The 18,596-nt window shown below is 72.0% G+C and carries 16 protein-coding genes; 13 read left to right on the forward strand and 3 right to left on the reverse strand.

Going from position 1 to position 18,596, the window contains the following annotated elements; genetic code table 11:
- Positions 1-1,300, reverse strand: a 1,300-nt coding sequence (locus tag AC3EVP_RS29785; RefSeq protein WP_435135234.1) for a PQQ-dependent sugar dehydrogenase, incomplete at its 3' end; no start/stop codon positions are given.
- Positions 1,301-1,438: 138 nt separating this feature from the next.
- Complete coding sequence (locus AC3EVP_RS29790; RefSeq protein WP_335980563.1) at positions 1,439-2,188, reverse strand: nucleotidyltransferase domain-containing protein; 750 nt, start codon at positions 2,186-2,188, stop codon at positions 1,439-1,441.
- A 193-nt stretch (positions 2,189-2,381) separates the two neighbouring features.
- On the opposite strand from AC3EVP_RS29790, the gene AC3EVP_RS29795 reads away from it, so the two are divergent.
- From AC3EVP_RS29795 to AC3EVP_RS29830, 8 genes are all read left to right on the forward strand, one after another.
- Positions 2,382-2,699: a hypothetical protein gene (locus AC3EVP_RS29795; protein ID WP_435135359.1), complete on the forward strand. Its 318-nt coding sequence runs from the start codon at positions 2,382-2,384 to the stop codon at positions 2,697-2,699.
- 230 nt (positions 2,700-2,929) lie between these two features.
- Positions 2,930-7,159, forward strand: coding sequence for an nSTAND1 domain-containing NTPase (locus AC3EVP_RS29800; protein WP_435135238.1), 4,230 nt, complete (start codon positions 2,930-2,932; stop codon positions 7,157-7,159).
- A 154-nt stretch (positions 7,160-7,313) separates the two neighbouring features.
- Complete coding sequence (locus AC3EVP_RS29805) at positions 7,314-8,066, forward strand: Crp/Fnr family transcriptional regulator (protein WP_435135241.1); 753 nt, start codon at positions 7,314-7,316, stop codon at positions 8,064-8,066.
- Positions 8,067-8,148: 82 nt separating this feature from the next.
- Positions 8,149-8,940 carry a hypothetical protein gene (locus AC3EVP_RS29810; protein ID WP_435135243.1) on the forward strand — a complete coding sequence of 264 codons (792 nt, stop codon included), beginning with the start codon at positions 8,149-8,151 and terminating at the stop codon, positions 8,938-8,940.
- The gene (locus AC3EVP_RS29815; RefSeq protein WP_435135246.1) at positions 8,937-9,227 is read left to right on the forward strand and encodes a hypothetical protein; all 291 of its coding nucleotides are present in this window, start codon (positions 8,937-8,939) and stop codon (positions 9,225-9,227) included. Before AC3EVP_RS29810 ends, AC3EVP_RS29815 begins: the two co-directional genes overlap by 4 nt.
- Positions 9,224-9,919: a hypothetical protein gene (locus AC3EVP_RS29820; protein ID WP_435135249.1), complete on the forward strand. Its 696-nt coding sequence runs from the start codon at positions 9,224-9,226 to the stop codon at positions 9,917-9,919. The genes AC3EVP_RS29815 and AC3EVP_RS29820 overlap by 4 nt, the downstream gene beginning before the upstream one ends.
- Positions 9,916-10,224 carry a DNA-binding protein gene (locus AC3EVP_RS29825; RefSeq protein ID WP_335980548.1) on the forward strand — a complete coding sequence of 103 codons (309 nt, stop codon included), beginning with the start codon at positions 9,916-9,918 and terminating at the stop codon, positions 10,222-10,224. Before AC3EVP_RS29820 ends, AC3EVP_RS29825 begins: the two co-directional genes overlap by 4 nt.
- Complete coding sequence (locus tag AC3EVP_RS29830; protein WP_435135251.1) at positions 10,221-11,351, forward strand: hypothetical protein; 1,131 nt, start codon at positions 10,221-10,223, stop codon at positions 11,349-11,351. The genes AC3EVP_RS29825 and AC3EVP_RS29830 overlap by 4 nt, the downstream gene beginning before the upstream one ends.
- Before the next feature lie 81 nt (positions 11,352-11,432).
- On the opposite strand, the gene AC3EVP_RS29835 is transcribed toward AC3EVP_RS29830, so the two are convergent.
- Positions 11,433-12,857, reverse strand: coding sequence for a sulfatase family protein (locus tag AC3EVP_RS29835; protein ID WP_435135254.1), 1,425 nt, complete (start codon positions 12,855-12,857; stop codon positions 11,433-11,435).
- A 286-nt stretch (positions 12,858-13,143) separates the two neighbouring features.
- Between AC3EVP_RS29835 and AC3EVP_RS29840 the strand changes: the two genes are divergently transcribed.
- The 5 genes from AC3EVP_RS29840 to AC3EVP_RS29860 all read left to right on the forward strand — a co-directional run bounded on the left by AC3EVP_RS29840 (position 13,144) and on the right by AC3EVP_RS29860 (position 18,566).
- Complete coding sequence (locus tag AC3EVP_RS29840) at positions 13,144-14,496, forward strand: ABC transporter substrate-binding protein (protein WP_435135257.1); 1,353 nt, start codon at positions 13,144-13,146, stop codon at positions 14,494-14,496.
- Positions 14,493-15,461 (forward strand): carbohydrate ABC transporter permease, encoded by a 969-nt coding sequence (locus AC3EVP_RS29845; RefSeq protein ID WP_335980539.1) that lies wholly within the window; start codon positions 14,493-14,495, stop codon positions 15,459-15,461. The genes AC3EVP_RS29840 and AC3EVP_RS29845 overlap by 4 nt, the downstream gene beginning before the upstream one ends.
- Before the next feature lie 75 nt (positions 15,462-15,536).
- Entirely contained in the window at positions 15,537-16,418 is an 882-nt protein-coding gene (locus tag AC3EVP_RS29850; RefSeq protein ID WP_335980538.1) for a carbohydrate ABC transporter permease, read from the forward strand.
- Positions 16,419-16,446: 28 nt separating this feature from the next.
- Complete coding sequence (locus AC3EVP_RS29855) at positions 16,447-17,553, forward strand: LacI family DNA-binding transcriptional regulator (protein ID WP_435135261.1); 1,107 nt, start codon at positions 16,447-16,449, stop codon at positions 17,551-17,553.
- A complete protein-coding gene (locus tag AC3EVP_RS29860) occupies positions 17,550-18,566 on the forward strand; it encodes a Gfo/Idh/MocA family protein (RefSeq protein WP_435135263.1) in 1,017 nt (338 codons plus the stop codon). The genes AC3EVP_RS29855 and AC3EVP_RS29860 overlap by 4 nt, the downstream gene beginning before the upstream one ends.
- The last annotated feature ends 30 nt before the right edge of the window (positions 18,567-18,596 follow it).

Here is an 18,596-nt window from a genome sequence, read left to right on the forward strand (position 1 = left end):
AACTCACCTTCACCTTCAGGATCTTGTCGTCCCCCGACTTGGGGCTGATCCGGCCGTCGGTGTTGCTGGTGGTCACCAGCAGAGCGCCGTCGTAGCCGAGAACGGTGCGCAACCGGCCGTACGTGGAGACGAGTTCGCTCTGCGGAGCGGCGACGAGCCGGGTGCCGTCCAGCGGGATGCGCCACAGGCGTTCGCCCTTGAGCGCGGCCATCCAGATGCAGCCGTCGGCCCAGGCGATGCCGCTGGGGGAGTCGGTCTCGGTGCCGAACTGGGCGACGGGCGAGGTGTATCCGGCGTGGCTGGTCTTTCCCTGGGTGGCGGGCCAGCCGTAGTTGTGGCCTGCTTTGATCAGGTTGAGTTCGTCGGCCTTCCGGTCGCCGAGTTCCGAGGCCCACAGGTTGCCCGACGGGTCCCAGGCCAGGCCCTGCACGTTGCGGTGCCCGATGGTGTAAACGACGGACTGGCCGAACGGGTTGCCCGGAGCCGGCTTGCCGTCGGGCGTCATGCGCAGGATCTTGCCGCCCAGCGAGGACTTGTCCTGCGGCAGCGCGGTGTTCTCCGCGTCGCCGGTGCCCGCGTAGAGCATGCCGTCGGGGCCGAACGCGATCCGGCCGCCGTTGTGGTGGATGCTGCGCGGGATGCCCTTGAGGATGACGTGGAGCGTGCCGAGCTGGTGGCCGGCGCTCGCCGTGGGCGTGTACGTCAGCCTCGCGACGCGGTTGTCGGTCGCGGTGGAGAAGTAGACGTAGATCAGCCGGTCGCGGGCGAAGCCCGGGGACAGCGCCAGTCCCAGCAGGCCCGTCTCGCCCTGGGAGCTCTTGGTGGAGACCACCCCGGGCACCGTGCCCGCCACGGTGCGCTTGCCGCCGCCCGGCGCGATCCGCTGGACCACGCCGGTGTCGCGCGAGTTGACCAGCAGGTCGCCCCCGGGCAGCCGGACCATGCCCCACGGCACGTTCAGGCCGCTGGCGACGGTGCCGGTGACCTTCGCCGACCCGGTGGCCGAGCCCGCGGTCGGGGTCGGTGCGGGGGTCGTGGCCACGGCGGAGGGCGCGGAACCCGCGGAGCCGGCCGTGCCGGTCGTACCGGTTGTACCGGTCGTGCCGGTCGCTCCCGTCGCGGGCGTGGCCGTCGTCGGGGTCGCCGACGACGAGGAGCCGTCCGAGGCCGAGGAGCAGCCCGCCAGCAGCAGCGCCGCCGCCGCGGCGGCGCACCCCGCCGCCCGCAGCCGCCGCGCTCCGGCGCCCGCCCCGCGCGGCCCGTCCGCGTGCCCCGTCCCTGCCCTGCGCCATCCCTTCATCCGACCGGTCGCCCTTCCTCGTCGCAGCCGGCGCGGTGCGGTGCGCCCGGCCGGGCCCGCCGCGGACCCTGCGACCACTCCTACCCGATGCCCCCGCCCGCCGCGACCCCGCGCGCCGGGGGCTGCGCCGACCCGGGGTCAGTGCGCGGCCAGCAGCTGCCTGATGCCGCGGCGGACGAAGGCGCGGGCCCGCAGGGCACGGCGTACGCGGCGGGGCAGCCCGATCGGCGGCGGGGCGGAGTAGCGGCGGTCGCGGATGTCGCGGACCAGGTCGGCGGGGGCGCCGAGTTCGGTCAGCACGTCGAGGGCCTCGCCCTTGGTGATCAGGCGCCCGTCGCGCAGGGTCACGGTGGCGCGGGCCAGCACCAGCGGGCCGAGGTCCACCCAGATGTCCCGCAGCCAGGGCACCGGGCTGCGGGTCGCCGGGAGCCAGAAGCGGGCCAGGTCGTGCCGGATGAACTCCTCCAACTGCCCGGGGGCCAGCGGCGGCAGCAGTTCCGCGGCCGGCGGACCGTACAGCGTCAGCGCGCCGTCGTGCAGCTCGCGGCGGGTGACGGGCGTCACGGGGCGCGCCATGAGGTGGTTGTGCGCCCAGGTGAAGTGGTCGGCGCGGGCGTCGTCGAGCGCGGTCCGCGCCATGTACGTGCAGTGCAGCTTGGCCGCGGCGGGTTCCTCGGCCAGCAGCCGCCGGTGGACGGCCCCCAGCTGTTCGCGGTGCCCGGCGTCCGGCGGGGTCTCGACAACCGCGACCAGGTCCAAGTCGCTGTGGCCGGGCCGGAAGTCGCCCATCGCCAGCGAGCCGTGCGCCCATACGGCCACGACCGGGGCCGCCGCGGTCGCCTCGGAGACGAAGCGCTGGAGCACGAGGTCCGTTTCGGTGGCCGCCATGCCGTCATCGTCGCACCGGCCGGCCCAACGGCGGACCGTTTCCCGCCGACCGGCCCGGACCCCGGGGGCGGGTGGTGCGGGGCAGGCGGGGCAGGCGGGGTGGGCGGAAATCGTATGGTCGCGGGCGCGGCAGGCGCTCTAGGGTCGCGGTATGTCTCTTCGTCTTCGTATGCGCCAGGCCCTGCCGGAAGCGATGCGCGCCCGGGACAGGGCCGCCGTGAGCGCGCTGCGTTCGGCGCTGGCCGCGCTGGACAACGCCGAGGCGGCGCCCGTGGACGAGGGCGCGCTGCGCGGCCTGGCGCTGGAGCAGGCGCCGGTCGGGGCGGGGGCCACCGAGGTGGAGCGGCGCGCCCTGAGCGAGGAAGAAGCGGCGGGCGTCGTACGGGCCGAGGCCGACGAACGGGAGGCGGTCGCGGCCTCGCTGACCTCGCCCGCCCACGCCGAGCGGGCCGCCCGCCTGCGCGCGGAGGCCGCGGTGCTCCACCGCTTCCTCACCGCCGAGTTGCCGTAAGGAGGGCTGTGTCACCGCGACCGGGGGGTGAGACGGACAAGTTCGGCAACCGCTACGAGGGCGCCTGGACCATCAGGCACGCGCTGTACGTGCTCCTGGGCAGGGGAACGTCGATCTGCCTGGAGCCCAGCGGGCCGGTGGGCGAGGGGGTCGAGTTCGTCTACCGCCATGCCGGGGAGACGGAGGTTCACCAGGTCAAACGGCAGGACCGGAACGCCAACGGCTGGAACGTGGCCTCGCTGCGGGCCAAGGGGATCTGGGACCACCTACGTTCCCATGTGACGGCCGGACGGACCTTCTGCTTCGTCTCCGCACTCCCCGCCCGCGCGCTCGACGAACTGGCAGATCGGGCCCGCCGGGCGGACGACGCCGCCTCTTTCGAGGCCGAGTGGTTGACCGAGGAACTCCGCGGCCCCTTCGAGGCCCTGGCCTCGGGCGACATCTACGGGTCGGCCGAGGTCGCCTGGCGCATGCTGCGTGGCTTCAGGGTCCACTGGCACGACGAACGGGACCTTGTCCGTACCAACGCGGTCCTGGCCGAGCAGGTCCTTGCGGGTGGTCCAGGCCCGCTGACCGCGGTCGGCCTCGGCCAGCTTCTGGTGGACAACCTGGGGACCACACTCGACGCCGCGGCCCTCACCGACCGCCTGGCGCCGTACGGACTGCGGCGCGTCGGGCGGGCGGACGGAACCGCGGTGTCCGACGAGGTGAGCCGGACAACGCGGAGGTGGGCGGCAACCGTCGAGCGCGAGCTGCTCCGGCCCGTCATCCCGCGACAGGAGGCCGCCCGGATCGTCGAGCAGATCAGGGCGGACCCCCGTCAGCTGGTTCTCCTGGTCGGTGCGGCGGGCGGTGGGAAGAGCTCGGTGCTGCACCAGGTCTTCACCTCTCTCGACGGTGCGGCCACTGCCGTACTTGCCTTCCGTCTCGACCGGCTGGGACCTTTCGACTCGACTCATGACCTGGGGCAGCGGGTCGGACTGAGCAGATCGCCGGTCGCTGCCCTCGCTGCTGTGGCCGACGGGCGTTCGTGCGTGCTGGTGGTGGACCAGCTCGACGCGGTCAGCCTGGCGTCGGGACGCATCCCCGATGCCTTCGACGCGGTGGCGGACCTCGTGGACGAGGCCGCGGCGTACCCGGACATGCGGGTGGTGCTGGCCTGCCGTGCGTTCGATGCCAAAGCCGACCACCGCATCCGCCGGCTTGCCGATGCGGACAGCTGCACTCGCATCACGGTCGAGTCGCTCACCGACGCCCAAGTCCACGCCGCCCTCTCGGGCATGGGGCTCGAACCGGCCCGGCTCACCGGATCGCAGCGGACACTGCTGCGGTCGCCGCTGCATCTGGTTCTCCTCGACCGGGTCCGCGACCAGGAAGAGGCGCTTTCCTTCCACAGCACCCGGCAGTTGTTCGACGCTTTCTGGGAGGCCAAACGCCGCGACTGCGAGCGTCATCGGCCCGGCATGCGCTTCCACGAGGCGATGTCCGCTCTCGTGTCCGCGATGAGCTCGCGGCAGAGTCTTTCCGTGCCCTACAGCCTGCTCGACACGGACGACCTCGCCGCCAGCCGGGAGATCCTGCTCTCCGAGCACGTCTGCGTGCGCGACGGCCGAACACTCGCCTTCTTCCACGAGAGTTTCTTCGACTACGCCTTTGCGCGTGACTGGCTGCGGCGCGGCGAAAGCCTGGTCGTGTTTCTCACCGGCGGGGAACAGGAGTTGTTTCGGCGGGGGCAGCTCCGGCAGGTGCTGGACCACTTGCGGGACGAGGACCCCGAGAGGTTCGCGGAAGAAGTCGAAAAGCTGCTCACCAGCCCGGAGATCCGCTACCACCTCAAGGACCTGACCCTGGCGGTGCTGCGCGGACTGGACGAGCCCAGTTCCACCGAATGGGGCGTCGTCACCCGGGTGCTGGACACCCACCCCGCGTTCCGCGAGCCGCTCATCGGCCTGGCCACCATGCCGGCGTGGTTCCGGCGCGCGGACGAGGAAGGGGCCGTCGAGAGGTGGTTGGCCGGCGCCGACCCGCGCGAGCGGGACACAGCTGTGCGACTGCTGGCCTCGGTCGCCGACTCACTGCCCGACCGGGTGGCCCGTCTCCTTCAGGCGCGCAGGTCGGATTCCTCCTCCCCGGACTGGCTGAAGCAGATCGTCCTCCGCAGCAGCCTGGCCGGCAGCCGGTCCCTCTTCGACCTCGTGCTCGACGGCGTGCGATCCGGCCTGTTCGGCGGAGCAGAACGCGAACTGTGGATTCCGGTGAGTGAACTCGCAGAAGGAAAGCCCGGCTGGGCGGTCGAGTTGCTGGACGTGCTCCTGACGGAACAGGTGAGTTCTCCGCGGCTCGACCCGCACGGACGGGTCACCTTCCTGCTGGGTAGGGACCACGAGGCCCTCCGCGCGGTGGAGGCTGCCGCCGCCGGCGCCCCGGAGGAGTTCTTCGTTCGGCTGGTGCCGGTCCTGGTGGCGGTGGTCAAAGCGACGGCCCGCACGACAGCGGACGGATGGCCGGTCCGCGACCGGCAGTTCCCGTACCGTCACGCGGACGACGACCCCAGAGACCTGGGCGGGGCTCTGGTCCACGGCCTGGCCGCTGCCCTGCGGCTCCTTGCCCGGCAGGACCCCGCCCGGGTGCCCGAGCTGGTGCGCGGACTCGTCGGCCTGCCGTACGACACCACGCAGTGGCTCCTCTACCAAGCCCTGTCCGCAGCCGGTCCCTCCCTCGCCGACTGGTCGGCCGAGATCCTCCTCGAGGGTGCCCACCGTCTTCTGACCGGCTCCGCGGAAAACGTCGTATGGGGCACCCGGGAGGTTCTCCTCGCCATCGGGGGGACCCTCTCCGACAAGACCCTGGGGCGGCTGGAGCACATGCTGCTGCACCTGCGCCTTCCCCCGGACGGGCAGCTCTCACCCTGGCACGAGTTCACGCTGCTGACGGCCCTGCCGGAAGCGCGACTCTCCGAGCGGGCGGCACGCCGCCTCGGCGAACTGCGCCGGCTCCACGGCGACCGGCGTCAGCCCGACGAGCCGGAGGGCATGACCGGTGGGTCCATCGGTCCGCCCATTGCTTCGGAGTCGGCCCAGCACATGAGCGACGACCAATGGCTGACCGCCATGCGAAAGTACAGCCGGGACGAGACCAACTGGACGAACTTCACCGGCGGCGCGGGCGAACTGGCCCTGGTGCTCCACACGATGACGGTGGCGGACCCCGACCGGTTCGCGCGGCTCGCGCCGCGGATCGACGCCGGGACACACCCCGCCTACGGTGCCGCACTTCTCCGCGGCTTGGGCGAGGCCGAAGCATGTGCCGACCCGGAACCGGTCTTCGCGGCGGTACGCCACTTCGCGGGTCACCATCAGACGGAACAGGAGCGTTGGCTGGGAGACGCGCTACGGAAATACCTCGACAGTGTTCCGCTCGACCTGGTGGAAATGCTTCTGGAGTGCGTTCTCGGGTCGGACGGGACGGGAACGGCCGAACACCCGGATCGCGCGCGTGCGGACGATCCGTCGCGTGACCTGCTCACCGCTGGGATCAACACGGTGCCGGGCAGCGCAGCCTGGGCGCTCGCCGACCTGCTCGTGCGGGACCCGGACGGGTCCCGCGCCTTAGCGATCGTGCCCCGCCTGCGGCACCTGGCAGATGTTCCGTCCCTCGATGTCCGGGCGTGCGTGGCCCGCGTGCTTCACGCCGCGATCGGTCACGACCGCCAGGCCGTCGCCGACGCCTTCGGCGCGCTGGTCCGCGGGCCTGACCACCTCCTGGCTTCGCCGTACGTGTCCCGCCTGGCCGTGGCCTTGATGCACGGGGACCCGGGCGCGGTCCGGCCCCAGGCGGAACGCATGCTGACGTCCGCCGTGGACGCGGTACGGCGGTTCGGCGGACAGGTCGCCGCGCTGGCGGCGATGGAGTGGGCGATGCCGGACCTGCTGGCAGCGGTGCTCGCAGGACACGACGCGGCGCAGCGGCAGGGAGCCGCCGGCGTGTGCGCCGTACGCCTTGGCAACACCGGGGACGCCGCGCTCGCCCATCATGCGCTCGTCCGGTTCTTCCACGATCCCGAGGCGGAGGTCCGGCAGGCAGCTGCGGAAGTAGCGGCCGAACTGCGGGGCCGGCGGCTGGGACCGCACCGACGGACACTTGACGCACTGATGGATTCCCTCGCCTTCGAGACGGCCCTACCGCAGTTGCTGATCACGCTCGAACGCGCCCCCGACCGGATCGACGAGCTGGTTCTGACGTGTGTCCGCCGCTTCATCGCGGTCTTCGGAGCCGCGTCGGCCGATCTGCGGCGTCGGGCGGCGGCCGACTCCTACCAGATCGGCGAGCTGCTGGTGCGGTCGTACGTCCAGGCGTCCTCGCCCACGCGCAGGTCCGAGATCCTCGACCTGCTGGACGAGCTGCTGCTTCTCGGTTCCTACGGAGTGGCCAAGGCGATCAGCGACATCGATCGGAACTGAGCGGGACCGGTTGCTCCGCGATGCCGACGGCGGCGGGGGAGTGCGGTCGATGCCTCGGATGTGCGCCGCCGCGCGCCCTGCCATGCGTCCGGCGCATCAGACGACGCGTTGAGAGCACCCGGCACCGCCAGGGGCCGCGTGCTGTGCTGTGCGGATGACATACCGATCGGAGCACACCAGGCACGCGAAGTTCCTCGACACCTTGTCGCACGAGGAACGTGCGGCGTTCTCCCAGCTCGGCACTCCGCGCCTCTATGCCGGCGGGGAGTTACTGATGCGCGAGGGCGAACACGTGCCGGAGCTGATGGTCCTCCACGAGGGCCTGGTGAAGGTGACCGCACGACTGGACGATCAGCGGGTCGCGCTGCTGGACATCAGGATGGACGGGGACATCGTGGGAGAGTTCGCGGTGATGGACTTCGGGCCGCGCTCGGCCACGGTCACGGCCTGCGGCCCGGTCACCGCCACCGTTGTCCAGCGGCGCGAGCTGGAACCCGCCAACCCCACGATCTGGAAGGCCCTTTGCTTCATGGTGGCCTTCGGGGCGCGCCGGTCCGTCCGCTGGCGACTGGACTTCGGTGGGCAGCAGGTCGATGTGCGGCTGGCCCGTGTACTGGTCGAACTGGCCGAGTCCTACGGGCGGCCCGATCCCGGGCGACCCGGCTCGGGTGCGGTGCTCATCGACGTCGACCTGTCGCAGTCCGAGTTCGCCGAGCTCATCGGGTCCACGCGGAACACCGTGCACAAGCACCTCGCACAGCTGCGACACGACCGCATCATCAGCACCGGAGACCGGCGGACCTACGTACGGGACCTGCGCCGCCTGCGGGAGAAGGCACGGCTGTGCGTGCCGGTCGACCGGGGTCGCGAGCACGGCACCGGGCAGAGGGCAAGGATTTCGCGTTAATACGGCTTTCTCGATGATGTCGGCCTCCTTCTCGGACAGTTGGCGTGCACCGCACCCAACACCATCCGAAAGGTGATGAGCCGTGAACGAGATCTCCCTGTACCGGCCGCCGGACGGTCTGCCGTCCTGCCGGCTGTGTCTGGCCGTGGACGTGGAGCAGTACAGCCGTTTCGACACCCGGACCCAGTCGGCCGTCCAGGCCGACTTGGTCCGGATGCTGGACGAGGCGGCAGCGGCGACCGGGCTGGACCGCACTACTTGGGCTCGCCAGCCGCAGGGCGACATGGAGTTCGCCGTGCTCCCCGAAACCACGCCGGAGACGTCCGTGCTGGGCCCGTTCGTGCACCATCTCGGGGCGCGCCTCGCGGACCGCAATGCCCGGTCGGCCGCCCCCCGGGTCAGGCTGCGGCTGGCGGTCGACATCGGCGTGGCCGCGGACGCCGCTCTTGGGCATGCCGGCCCGGCGCCCGTCGCTGTGGCGCGTTACGTCAACGCGTACCAGTTGAAGGAAGCACTCGCCGCCCTCACCACCGCGGATCTCGCGGTCATCGTGTCGGACCGGCTGTACCAGGATGTCGTGCGGTCCGGCCTGGTCGGCCTCGACCCGGCCCAGTACGTGCGGGTCCACGTCCAGGTGAAGGAGTTCGGCGGGTACGGCTGGATTCGGGTGCCGGGCCACACCCCCGACGAGGTGCGCCGGTGTGAACCCGCCGCTCGGGAGCCGCGCTCCTCGCCCGAGGGCTCCGCTCCGAGCCGGACGCCGCTGTCCCAGCACGTCCACCACGGCGTCGCGGTCGGGGGGAACGTGTCCGGTGCCCTCACGGTCGGCCCGTACGGGTGGCCTGCGCGGACCGGTCCTGGGGCCGCCGAGTGACCGCGCCGGCCGAGGACGAGGGCGAGGACCGTCCCGAGCGGTGGAACCGCCAGTGGGCGGAGTACGGGGTCAACGTCGGCCACGCCGTGTACGGCGGCATCCACATCCACCCGCCCGTTGTGCCCGGCCCGTCGTCCTGGTCTGCCGGCGGCATGCCGTACCTGGGGCGCGTCGCGCGTCACCGGAAGTTCCTGACCACCCTTGCCGACTTCACACAGGTATGCCGCCGAGCCGTCGGAGCCATGTCGGACCTCCGACTCGACGATGCCGGAAAGGAGCAACGATGACACCGACCGGGACCCAGGGCGTCTTCGCCCGAATCGACAGCAGGGTTCTCGAACTGTCATGCGGGCCGCGCACGTCGCCCGTAGAGAGCAGGAACGCCCTGTACGGGCCGCGACGGGACGCGGAGGCGGGCGCGGCGGTCCTGCGGGAAGCCGTCCGTGCAGCGCAGGGCGAACGCGGCGACAGCGACGAACGGCTGTTCGTCGTCTGGTTGCTCCTCCCCGGGTGCTACCGGACCCTGCATCGCCTGTCCCGCCAGTGGCCGGTGGGTCGTGCCGATCTCGAGGCAGAAGCCGTCCTCGCCGTACTGGAAGCCGTCGACGCCGCCGACCCGGACGACCCCGCGATGGGCGGACTCCTGGTCAAGGGCGCGGTGAACCGGATGTGGGCTTACGCGAAGCGCGTCGCGGCGGAGATCCCGGTGGCCGATGTCGGTGCGATCGCCGAGGCGCGCAACCGCGTCGACCCGCAGGAGGAGTCGCCCAGCTCGTACGAGGAGTGGGAACTGCACGTCATGCCGCCGCCGCGCCGTGAGGGGCTGAAGGCCACGCTCCGCTTCGCCGAGCCGCGCTCCCGGCAGCGCGGCGGGCGGGACGGAATCCGCCTGGCCGACGTGGTGTTCCGCGCGCGCCGCCACGAGGAGGCCGACCTCGTCGGCACGCTGGCCCTGCGCCCGACCGGAGCGGACCGGTGAGCGCGCGGTCCGGCCCGCCGCTGGGCTTCGCGGAAGCGCTCGACCTGCCCCTGAGCGTCGATCTGCGGACGGCTGCCCGAGCCCTCGGCATCTGCCCGGCAACGGCGTACAAGCTGATCCGCCTCGACGCCTTTCCCTGCACCGTGTTGCGCCTCGGCTGGCGCTACCGCATCCCCACGGCCGGCCTGCTGCGTGCCCTCGGCATCGAGGAACGGCCGGTCTACGCCGTGCCTCTGGAGGACGACGCGTCACCTGACGCCAGGTTCGACAACACCCACCCGCATGTATCGGAGGTTTCGACATGAGCATCCCGTCCCTGCTGCGGCAGAAGCCGGACCAGCCCCTGAAGTGCTTCGCCGTCGGCCCCATCGGCGATCCGCATGCCGCCTACGGCACTCCTGAACACGAGGCGTACGAGCACCACCTGGCCGTCTTCGAGCAGGTGATCGCGCCTGCCTGCGCGAAGCACGGCATCACCGTGCTGCGCGCGGACGGCATCGCGCACGCCGGTGACATCAACGAGCAGATCTGTCGGCATGTCGTCGAGTCCGATCTGGTCATCGCGGACGTCACCGGTGGCAACCCCAACGTGATGTACGAACTGGGCCTGCGGCACATCACCGGCAAGCCCACGATCCACATCGGGGAAGCTGCGCAACTGCCCTTCGACATCGCGTCGATCAGGACGATCCGGTACCAGCGCACCCGAAGCCATCTGGCTGCCGCACGCCGCGAGATCGAGAGCGCTCTGGAGGCCGGACTCCGGGACGGGTTCGAACTCCTCACGCCCGCAAGGGTGCTACGTGGGCTCCAGACCGGTGACGGTACGACACCGACCGAGGACGAGGGCGGCGAGGCGGACGAGGACCCGCCCGGGCTGCTGGACGACTTCGTCGTGATCGAGGACGGAGTGGGCGAGGTGACCTCCGACCTGGAGGAGATCACGAAGACGGTCGAGACGATCGTGACGCTCACCGAGCAGGCCAGCGTCGAGGTGCTCGATCTGGCCCATGCGAACGCGCCCGCCAGTGCACGGCTCGCCGCCGTGGGGCGGTACGCACGGGCACTCGGCGGGCCGGCTACCGAACTGAACACGGTCGCGGAGAGGTTCGCGGGACGCATGGCGACCATGGACAGCGGCGTGCGTGCCGCACTCGGCCTGATCGAGATGACACTGCCCGAGGAGCGGGGTGAAGGGGCGGAAGAGTTCCTGGAGCAGTTGACGTCCCTGGCGGAGATGGCGCAGGAGGGTTTAGTGCAGGCCGCCTCCTTCGGCGAGTCCCTGGAGGGATTGGTCCGTATGAGCCGACAACTGCGCAAGCCCGTGAAGGAGATCACCGCGGCGGTTAAGCAGCTGACCTCCTCGATCGGAAGGACGGGGGAGTGGGCGGAGAAGGCCCGCGCGCTGGCGCGGAGCGCCACCGCTGCGTGACGCGGTCGCGGTAGGGCGCAGGGGAGGGGTCCGGCCCGTGGGGCCGGGCCCCTTTGCGTGCCTGGTGAGCCTGCGGTGCGCTCACGTCCCCGGGGGCGGGTCGAAGGCGGTGGGGAGGGTGCCGGGGGCGACCGGGGTGCGCTGGCCGCTGCCCGAGACGGGGAGGCGGGCACCGTCCAGGGCCGGGTCGACGTAGCGGGCGAACCACTCGTCGAGCCGGGCGGCGAGCTCCGCCCGGGTGCCGGCGTGCTCGGGTGCCTCCGCGAGGTTGCGCTCCTCGCCGGGGTCCGCGGCGAGGTCGTACAGCTCGTGCGGGCCGTGCGGGTAGCGGTGGACGTACTTCCGGTCGCGGGTGCGGATCATGCGGACCGGGCCGTACTCGTCGTAGACGACCACCCGTTCGTGGCCGGAGGGGTGCCCGGCGTCCGCGAGCAGGGCGGCGAAGGAGCGGCCGGGCAGCTGCGGGTCTGGGGCGTGGTCCAGGCCGAGGTGGTCGACGAGGGTGGGCAGCACGTCGTACTGCGACAGCAGGGCGTCGCAGACGCGCCCGCCGGGGATGCGGCCGGGCTGCGCGGCGATGAAGGGCACCAGCACCGAGCTGTCGTACATGTTCTGCGGGAAGGTGCCGTTGCCCTTGCCCCAGATGCCGTGGTGGCCGGCGTTGAAGCCGTTGTCGCTGGTGAAGACGACCAGGGTGGACCGGGTGAGGCCGAGCGCGTCGAGCCGGTGCAGGACCCGGCCGATGGCGGCGTCCATCGCGGTGGTCGCCGCGAAGTAGCCGATCAGCGCCTGCCGGGTGTCGGGTTCGCCGCCGACCGGGGAGCCGTCGTCGGCGAACGGCTGCCAGGGGTGCGGCGGACCCTGCGGGCAGGTCTCGAAGGCGCAGTCCTCGTACAACGCGGTGTAGCGGCTGGGGTGCTGGCCCTTCCACGGCTTGTGCGGCGCGGTGAAGTGCAAGGAGAGGTGGAAGGGTTCGGGGCGCTCGGCCTCGGCGGCCAGGAAGCGCTCGGCGTCGGCGGCGAGGGCGTCGGTGAGGTAGTCGGGCTCCTCGGTGCGGACCCCGTCGCGGTACATCGGCGCGCCGCGGTAGGGGCCGCCGCCGCTCTCGTGGGCGTACCAGTGCACGAAGCCGGGGCGGGGCCGGTCGTTGGCGCCCAGGTGCCACTTGCCGCTCAGGCCCAGCCGGTACCCGGCGCCGGCGAGCAGATCGGTGAAGAGGGTGCGGCCGGCGAGGAAGTCGATGCCGGTGCGGCCGGCGTGGTGGTAGGAGAGCCAGTCGTGGACGCCGTGCTGGGAGGGCAGTTGGCCGGTGAACAGCGAGGCGCGGGCCGGTGAGCAGACCGGCGAGGTGCAGAAGAAGCGGCTGAGCAGCACGCCGCCGGCCGCCAGCGCGTCCAGGTGCGGGGTGTGGATCTCGTGGTTGCCGGCGCATCCCATGGCCCACGGGCCCTGGTCGTCGGAGAGGATCAGCAGGACGTTCGGGCGGTCCGGATCGTGGCTGGCCATGGCGCTCCAAGCAGGTGCGGCGCCGGGCCCGGGGCGGGCCGGCTGGACGCCTCACATGCTCAGTGCCGGTGCCGCGGCCAGTCAATCGCTGCAAGCGTATGAATAAGTAATGAATCAGCTGGTGGTTCACACGGACGCTGGAAACATTCCTGCAATGATTCACGAGAACCGCGAGTCATCTGCAATTCATACGCTCTAAGAGCGCTTGTTCTCGGCAATGTTCTGAGGCAATCATATGGCCACGCCTTCCCCGACCCAGGGTCACCGTCACCCGAGGAGTGCAGGTATGTCCGCTGCCAGACAGTCCACGGACGCCGCAGAGACCGGCCGTCCCCTCGCCCGCCGCGCCGTCCTCGGCGCGGTCCTCGCCACGGCCGCCGGCCTCACCGCCGCCTGCGGTTCCGGTTCCGGCTCCGGCGGGGGCGGCGCGAACTCCTTCACCTACTGGTCGATGTGGAAGCAGGACGAACCCCAGGCCAAGGTGCTCCAGGCGGCGATCGCGCGGTTCACCAAGGACACCGGCATCAAGGTGAGCGTCCAGTGGAAGGGCCGCCAGGTCATCCAGCAACTGGCCCCCACCCTCAACACCGGGAACGTCCCCGCCGACCTCGTCGACTCCTCCGACCGCTTCGCCTACGCCCAACTCCAGGCCACCGGCCAGGCGCTGGACCTCACCCCGGTGCTGGAACTGCCGATCCCCGGCGAGCGCGGCAGCACCGTCGGCAGCGTCGTCCCGGCGAAGTACCACTCCCTGAGCACCACCGCCGGCACCCTGTGGCAGATCCCCTACGAGATCGTCACCACCCAGATCTGGTACGACGGCCACGCCCTGCCCGACGTCGCCGCGAAACCCCCCGCCACCTGGGCGGAGTTCAGCACACTGCTGGCCGCCCGCAAAGCCGCCCGCGGCGACGGCCCGCTCGCCCTGGACGCCGACGTCCCCGACTACGCCGCCTACTGGACGTACTACGCGGTGCTGCGCGGCCTGGGCCCCGGCGCCTTCGGCAAGGCCGCCACCGACAAGTCCGGCGCACTGCTGAAAGCGCCCGGCTTCGTGGACGCGCTGCGCCCCATCGAGGCCCTGGTCAAGGCCGACGACTTCACCAAGGGCTACGACGGCTCCAAGTGGCCCGCGGTGCAGCAGAAATGGGCCAAGGGCAAGTCCGACTTCCTGCTGCTGGGCACCTTCGCGCCGAGCGAGACCGCCACCTTCGCCACCTCCGGCTTCACCTACCGCTCCTTCCCGTTCCCCGCGTTCACCGCCGGCGGCGACACCTCCCAGGACATCTCGCTGATCGGGTTCTCCATCCCCAAGAAGGCCCGGCACGCCGCCGCCGCCAAGAAGTTCATCGCCTACTTCCTCGCCAAGGAGCGCCTCCAGGGCATCGCCACCCAGGCCAAGAACATCACCCCGCGCGCGGACATCGCCGCCCCCGCCGAACTCGCCGACGCGCAGAAGGCGATCGCCTCCGGCCACGTCGTCAAGACCCTGGACGGCGTCAAGGAGACCGCCGCCGAGTGGTACACGAAGGTCTTCCTCCCGCTCAACACCAGCTTCCTCACCGGCCACCTCACCGCGCAGTCCTTCGCCGGCAAGCTCGCCTCCCAGTCCGCCTCCTACTGGAAGACGGCCTCGTGACGGCGGCCGGCACGCTGCGCCCGGACGCCCCCGCCGCCACCCGGCGGCGCGCCCCCACCGCGCCCGGGGGAGTACGGCCCAGCCCGCTCACCGCCCGCCGCCGCAAGCTGTTCTGGCCGCTGGTGCTGCCCGCCGCCGCGGTGTACGTCGTCTTCTTCGCCGGCCCCTCGCTGTTCACCCTGTGGCTGAGCCTCAACAAGTGGGCCGGGGCCGGCCCGATGACCTTCACCGGGCTGGACAACTACCGCCGGATCTTCCAGGACCCGACCTTCCGGCACTCCTTCACCAACACCCTGTGGATCGTCTTCGGCGCCGGCGGGCTGACCTTCCTGGTCTCCTTCGGGCTGACCATGGTGCTGCGCGACATGAAGGGCCGCAAAGCGGCGCGCTCCATCCTCTTCTTCCCCAACATCGTGCCCAGCGTCGTGATCGCCATCCTGTGGGGCTTCCTCTTCCAGCAGGGCGGCCCGGTCGACTCCCTCACCCGCGCCACCGGCCTGCCCACCACCAACTGGCTCGGCCAGGGCAACCTCTTCAAGGTCATCCTGATCGGCCTGGTGTGGACCTCCACCGGCTTCTACACCACCATCCTGATGGCCGCCGTCGACCAGATCCCGCCGGAGCTGTACGAGGACTGCGAACTGGCCGGCGCCGGCGCGCTGCAGAAGTTCCGGCACGTCACCCTGCCGCTGATGTGGGACGTGGTCGGCGTGTGCGCGGTGCTGTGGACCATCTCCGCGGTGAAGGTCTTCGAGTTCGTCTACGCCTTCGCCGGCGCCGCCGGCCAGATGCCCGACACCGGCGTGTGGAACACCGCGCTGTACACCTACGGCGAGGCGTTCGCGTCCGGCGGGGTGCCCCGCTACGGCTCCGCCGCCGCCAGCGCGGTGGTCATGCTCGCCCTCGTCGGCGTGCTCGTCGTCCTGATCCGCCGCTTCATGCGCCGCGACTCCGTGCAGTACTGAGCCGCGCCGCCCGCCCTTCCGGGCGTCCCAACCGCCCCGCCCGCACCGCACCCCCGTCAACGGAAGGCACCCCCGATGGCTGTCGCCAGCCCCGGCCGCTCGCCCGGCCCGTTCGCCCGCCGGCTGCGCCGGCTCACCGCAGGCCGGCTGCTCGGCGTGCCCCTGGTCTGGCTCTTCGCCGCCTTCAACGTCTTCGTCGCGCTGTGGCTGCTGCTGTCCTCGGTGAAGACCTCCGACGCGATCTTCAGCTCGCCCTGGCGGCTGCCGCACACCCTGAAGTGGGGCAACTACGCCCGGGCCTGGACCAGCGGCCAGTTCGGGCACGCCGCGCTCAACACGGTCGTGGTCGTCGGCGGCACCGCCGTGGTGACCGTCCTGCTGGCCGCGCCCGCCGCCTACGCCCTCAGCCGCATCACCACCCGGCTCAACTCCGTGCTCACCCTGTCCTTCGCGCTGGGCCTGGGCATCCCCGCCCAGATGGCGATGCTGCCGCTGTTCGTCCTCATGAACCGGCTCCAACTGGTCAACAGCCTCTTCGGCCTGGTCGTCGTCTACGTGGCGACGTCCCTGCCGTTCGCCGTGTTCTTCCTCACCGGCTTCTTCGCCACCCTCCCGGTCGAACTGGAGGAGGCCGCCGCGCTCGACGGCGCCACACCCCTGCGGACCTTCTGGCAGATCATGCTGCCCATGGCGCGCGGCGGGCTGGTCACCGTGCTGACCCTCAACATCATCCAGCACTGGGGCGAGACCGTCTTCGCGCTCGTCTTCATCCAGACCACCGACCACCAGACCCTCTCCCTGGCGCTGCTCGGCTTCCTCCAGCAGATGCAGTACAACGGCGCCGACTGGGGCGGGCTGTTCGCCGGCGTGGCCCTGGTCGTGCTGCCGGTGCTCGCCTGCTACGTATGGCTGGGCCGCCGGATCATCGAGGGAATGACCGTCGGCTCCGTCAAGTGAACCGAGCCGCTGGGGGATTGAGGACACCATGACCGGAGCGAACGAGCTGAAGTTCCGCCAACTGGCCGCCGAGCTCAGGCAGCAGGTGCGCCAGGGCATCTGGCCGGCCGACGGACGGCTGCCCACCGAGAAGGAGCTCGCCCGCAGCAGCGGCACCTCGGTGAGCACCGTGCGCCGCGCCGTGGACGAACTCGTCGCCGAGGGACTGGTGGTCCGGCGGCAGGGCTCCGGCACCTTCGTCGTCCCCCCGAGCGCCCCCGGACCCGGCCGCGCCCTGGTCGGCGTCAGCGTCCCCGACACCGCCTTCTACTACCCGACGGTCCTGCGCGGCATCGAGGAGACGCTCTCCGCCGCGGGCGCCCGGCTGCTGTTCGCCTGCTCCGACTACGACCAGAAGCGCGAGGACAAGGACGTCCGGGACATGCTGGAGGCCGGCGTCGACGGCCTGCTCCTCGTCCCCACCCTCAACGGCCCCGAACCGGCCCGCGACTACCTCGCCCGGCTGTCCGCCCTGCCCGTGCCGACCGTCCTGGTCGAACGCCGCGACGCCGCCCTGGAAGGCACCAACGAGTACGTCTGCACCCACCACGAAGCCGGCGCCTACGACGCCGTCCGCCACCTCGCCGGCCTCGGCCACCAGGCGATCGGCCTGGTGCTGCGCCACCCCAGCCCCACCTCCGGCCCCGTCGCCGAGGGCTTCCACCAGGCCGCGGGCGAACGCGGCCTGGCCACCGTGGAGTTCCGCGCCGCCCGCCAGGAGTGGAGCCCCGCGGCCGCCGACCGGTGCCTGGCCGCTCTGCGCGAGGCCGAGGTGACCGCCGCCGTCTGCTTCGGCGACCGGCAGGCCGCGCTGCTGCTCGGCGCCGCCCGCCGCGCCGGACTCACCGTGCCCGGCGACCTCGCGCTCGTCGCCTACGACGACGAGATCGCCGAGGTCGCCGACATCCCGCTGACCGCCGTCGCACCGCCCAAACGGCAGCTCGGCCAGGCCGCGGCACGCACCCTGCTGCGCCGGCTGGCCGACCCGGACCTGGCCCGCAGCCGGGTCCTGCTGCGCCCCACCATCATCGTCCGGCAGTCCTGCGGAGCCACGCAGCACACCGGGACCACCACCCGCGAGGAGAGCACCACGTGACCGACACAAGGCTGGGCCTGATCGGCGCCGGCGCCGTGGGCGCGCTGCACGCCGAAGCCGCGGCAGGCATCCCCGGCGTGCGGGTGACGGCGGTCTGCGACATCGTCCCCGAGGCCGCGCGCCGCGTCGCCGGGCCGCATGCCGCCGCGGTCTTCACCGACCACCGCGACCTCGTCGCCTCCGGCGCGGTGGACGCCGTCGTCGTCAACACCCCGCACGCCCTGCACACCGACATCGTCACCGCCGCCGCCACCGCGGGCCTGCACGTGCTGGTCGAGAAGCCGATGGCCACCCGTGTCGCGGACTGCGCCCTCATGACGGACGCCTGCGCGGCGGCCGGGGTGGTCCTGTTCGTCGGCCACATCCAGCACTTCCTGCCGCCGGTCGCCGCCGCGAAGGCCGCGCTGGAGGCCGGCGCCGTCGGGGCGGTGCGGGCCGTGCACGACTGGCGCAGCACCGACTACCGGCCCGGCACCCGGCCCGCGTGGTTCTTCGACCCCGCGGTCTCCGGTGGCGGGGTGTTCATCAACATCGGCACCCACTGCGTGGACCGGCTGCTGTGGCTGACCGGCCGCCGCCCGGTCGCGGTCGCGGCCACCGCGGTCCGCCGCGGGGACCTGCCGGTCGAGACCGACGTCCTGGCCCGCCTCGAACTCCAGGGCGGCATCACCGCGCACATCACCGTCACCAGCACCCTGCTGCCCGCCCGCGACGAACTCACCGTGATCGGCGACCACGGCACGCTGCGCGTCGCCCGCGGCAGCGGCGCGGTGCTGCACCCGGACGACGGCACCGCACCGGTCCTCCTGGCCGCCGAGTCCGCCGCCGACGTCGCCACCGCCTTCCACGACCAGCTCGCCGCCTTCACCGCGGCCGTACGCGGCGAAGCGCCGCCCGCCGTGCCCGCGGAGTACGGCCGCGAGGTCGTCGAGACCGTCGCGTCCGTCTACGCCTCCTGCGCCGCGGACGGCCGCCTGGTCCACCTGCCCGCGGCAAAGGCGTCCGTCGGCTGAGACCCGCGCACCCCGCACCCCGTGCACCCC

Source organism: Actinacidiphila sp. bgisy144, from assembly GCF_057708105.1.

Bases quoted from the DNA above. Each gene is read 5' to 3' on its own strand.
- AC3EVP_RS29790 (WP_335980563.1), bottom strand. From the start codon at position 2,188: ATGGCGGCCACCGAAACGGACCTCGTGCTCCAGCGCTTCGTCTCCGAG.
- AC3EVP_RS29795 (WP_435135359.1), top strand. From the start codon at position 2,382: ATGCGCGCCCGGGACAGGGCCGCCGTGAGCGCGCTGCGTTCGGCGCTG.
- AC3EVP_RS29805 (WP_435135241.1), top strand. From the start codon at position 7,314: ATGACATACCGATCGGAGCACACCAGGCACGCGAAGTTCCTCGACACC.
- AC3EVP_RS29820 (WP_435135249.1), top strand. From the start codon at position 9,224: ATGACACCGACCGGGACCCAGGGCGTCTTCGCCCGAATCGACAGCAGG.
- AC3EVP_RS29830 (WP_435135251.1), top strand. From the start codon at position 10,221: ATGAGCATCCCGTCCCTGCTGCGGCAGAAGCCGGACCAGCCCCTGAAG.
- AC3EVP_RS29835 (WP_435135254.1), bottom strand. From the start codon at position 12,857: ATGGCCAGCCACGATCCGGACCGCCCGAACGTCCTGCTGATCCTCTCC.
- AC3EVP_RS29840 (WP_435135257.1), top strand. From the start codon at position 13,144: ATGTCCGCTGCCAGACAGTCCACGGACGCCGCAGAGACCGGCCGTCCC.
- AC3EVP_RS29850 (WP_335980538.1), top strand. From the start codon at position 15,537: ATGGCTGTCGCCAGCCCCGGCCGCTCGCCCGGCCCGTTCGCCCGCCGG.
- AC3EVP_RS29855 (WP_435135261.1), top strand. From the start codon at position 16,447: ATGACCGGAGCGAACGAGCTGAAGTTCCGCCAACTGGCCGCCGAGCTC.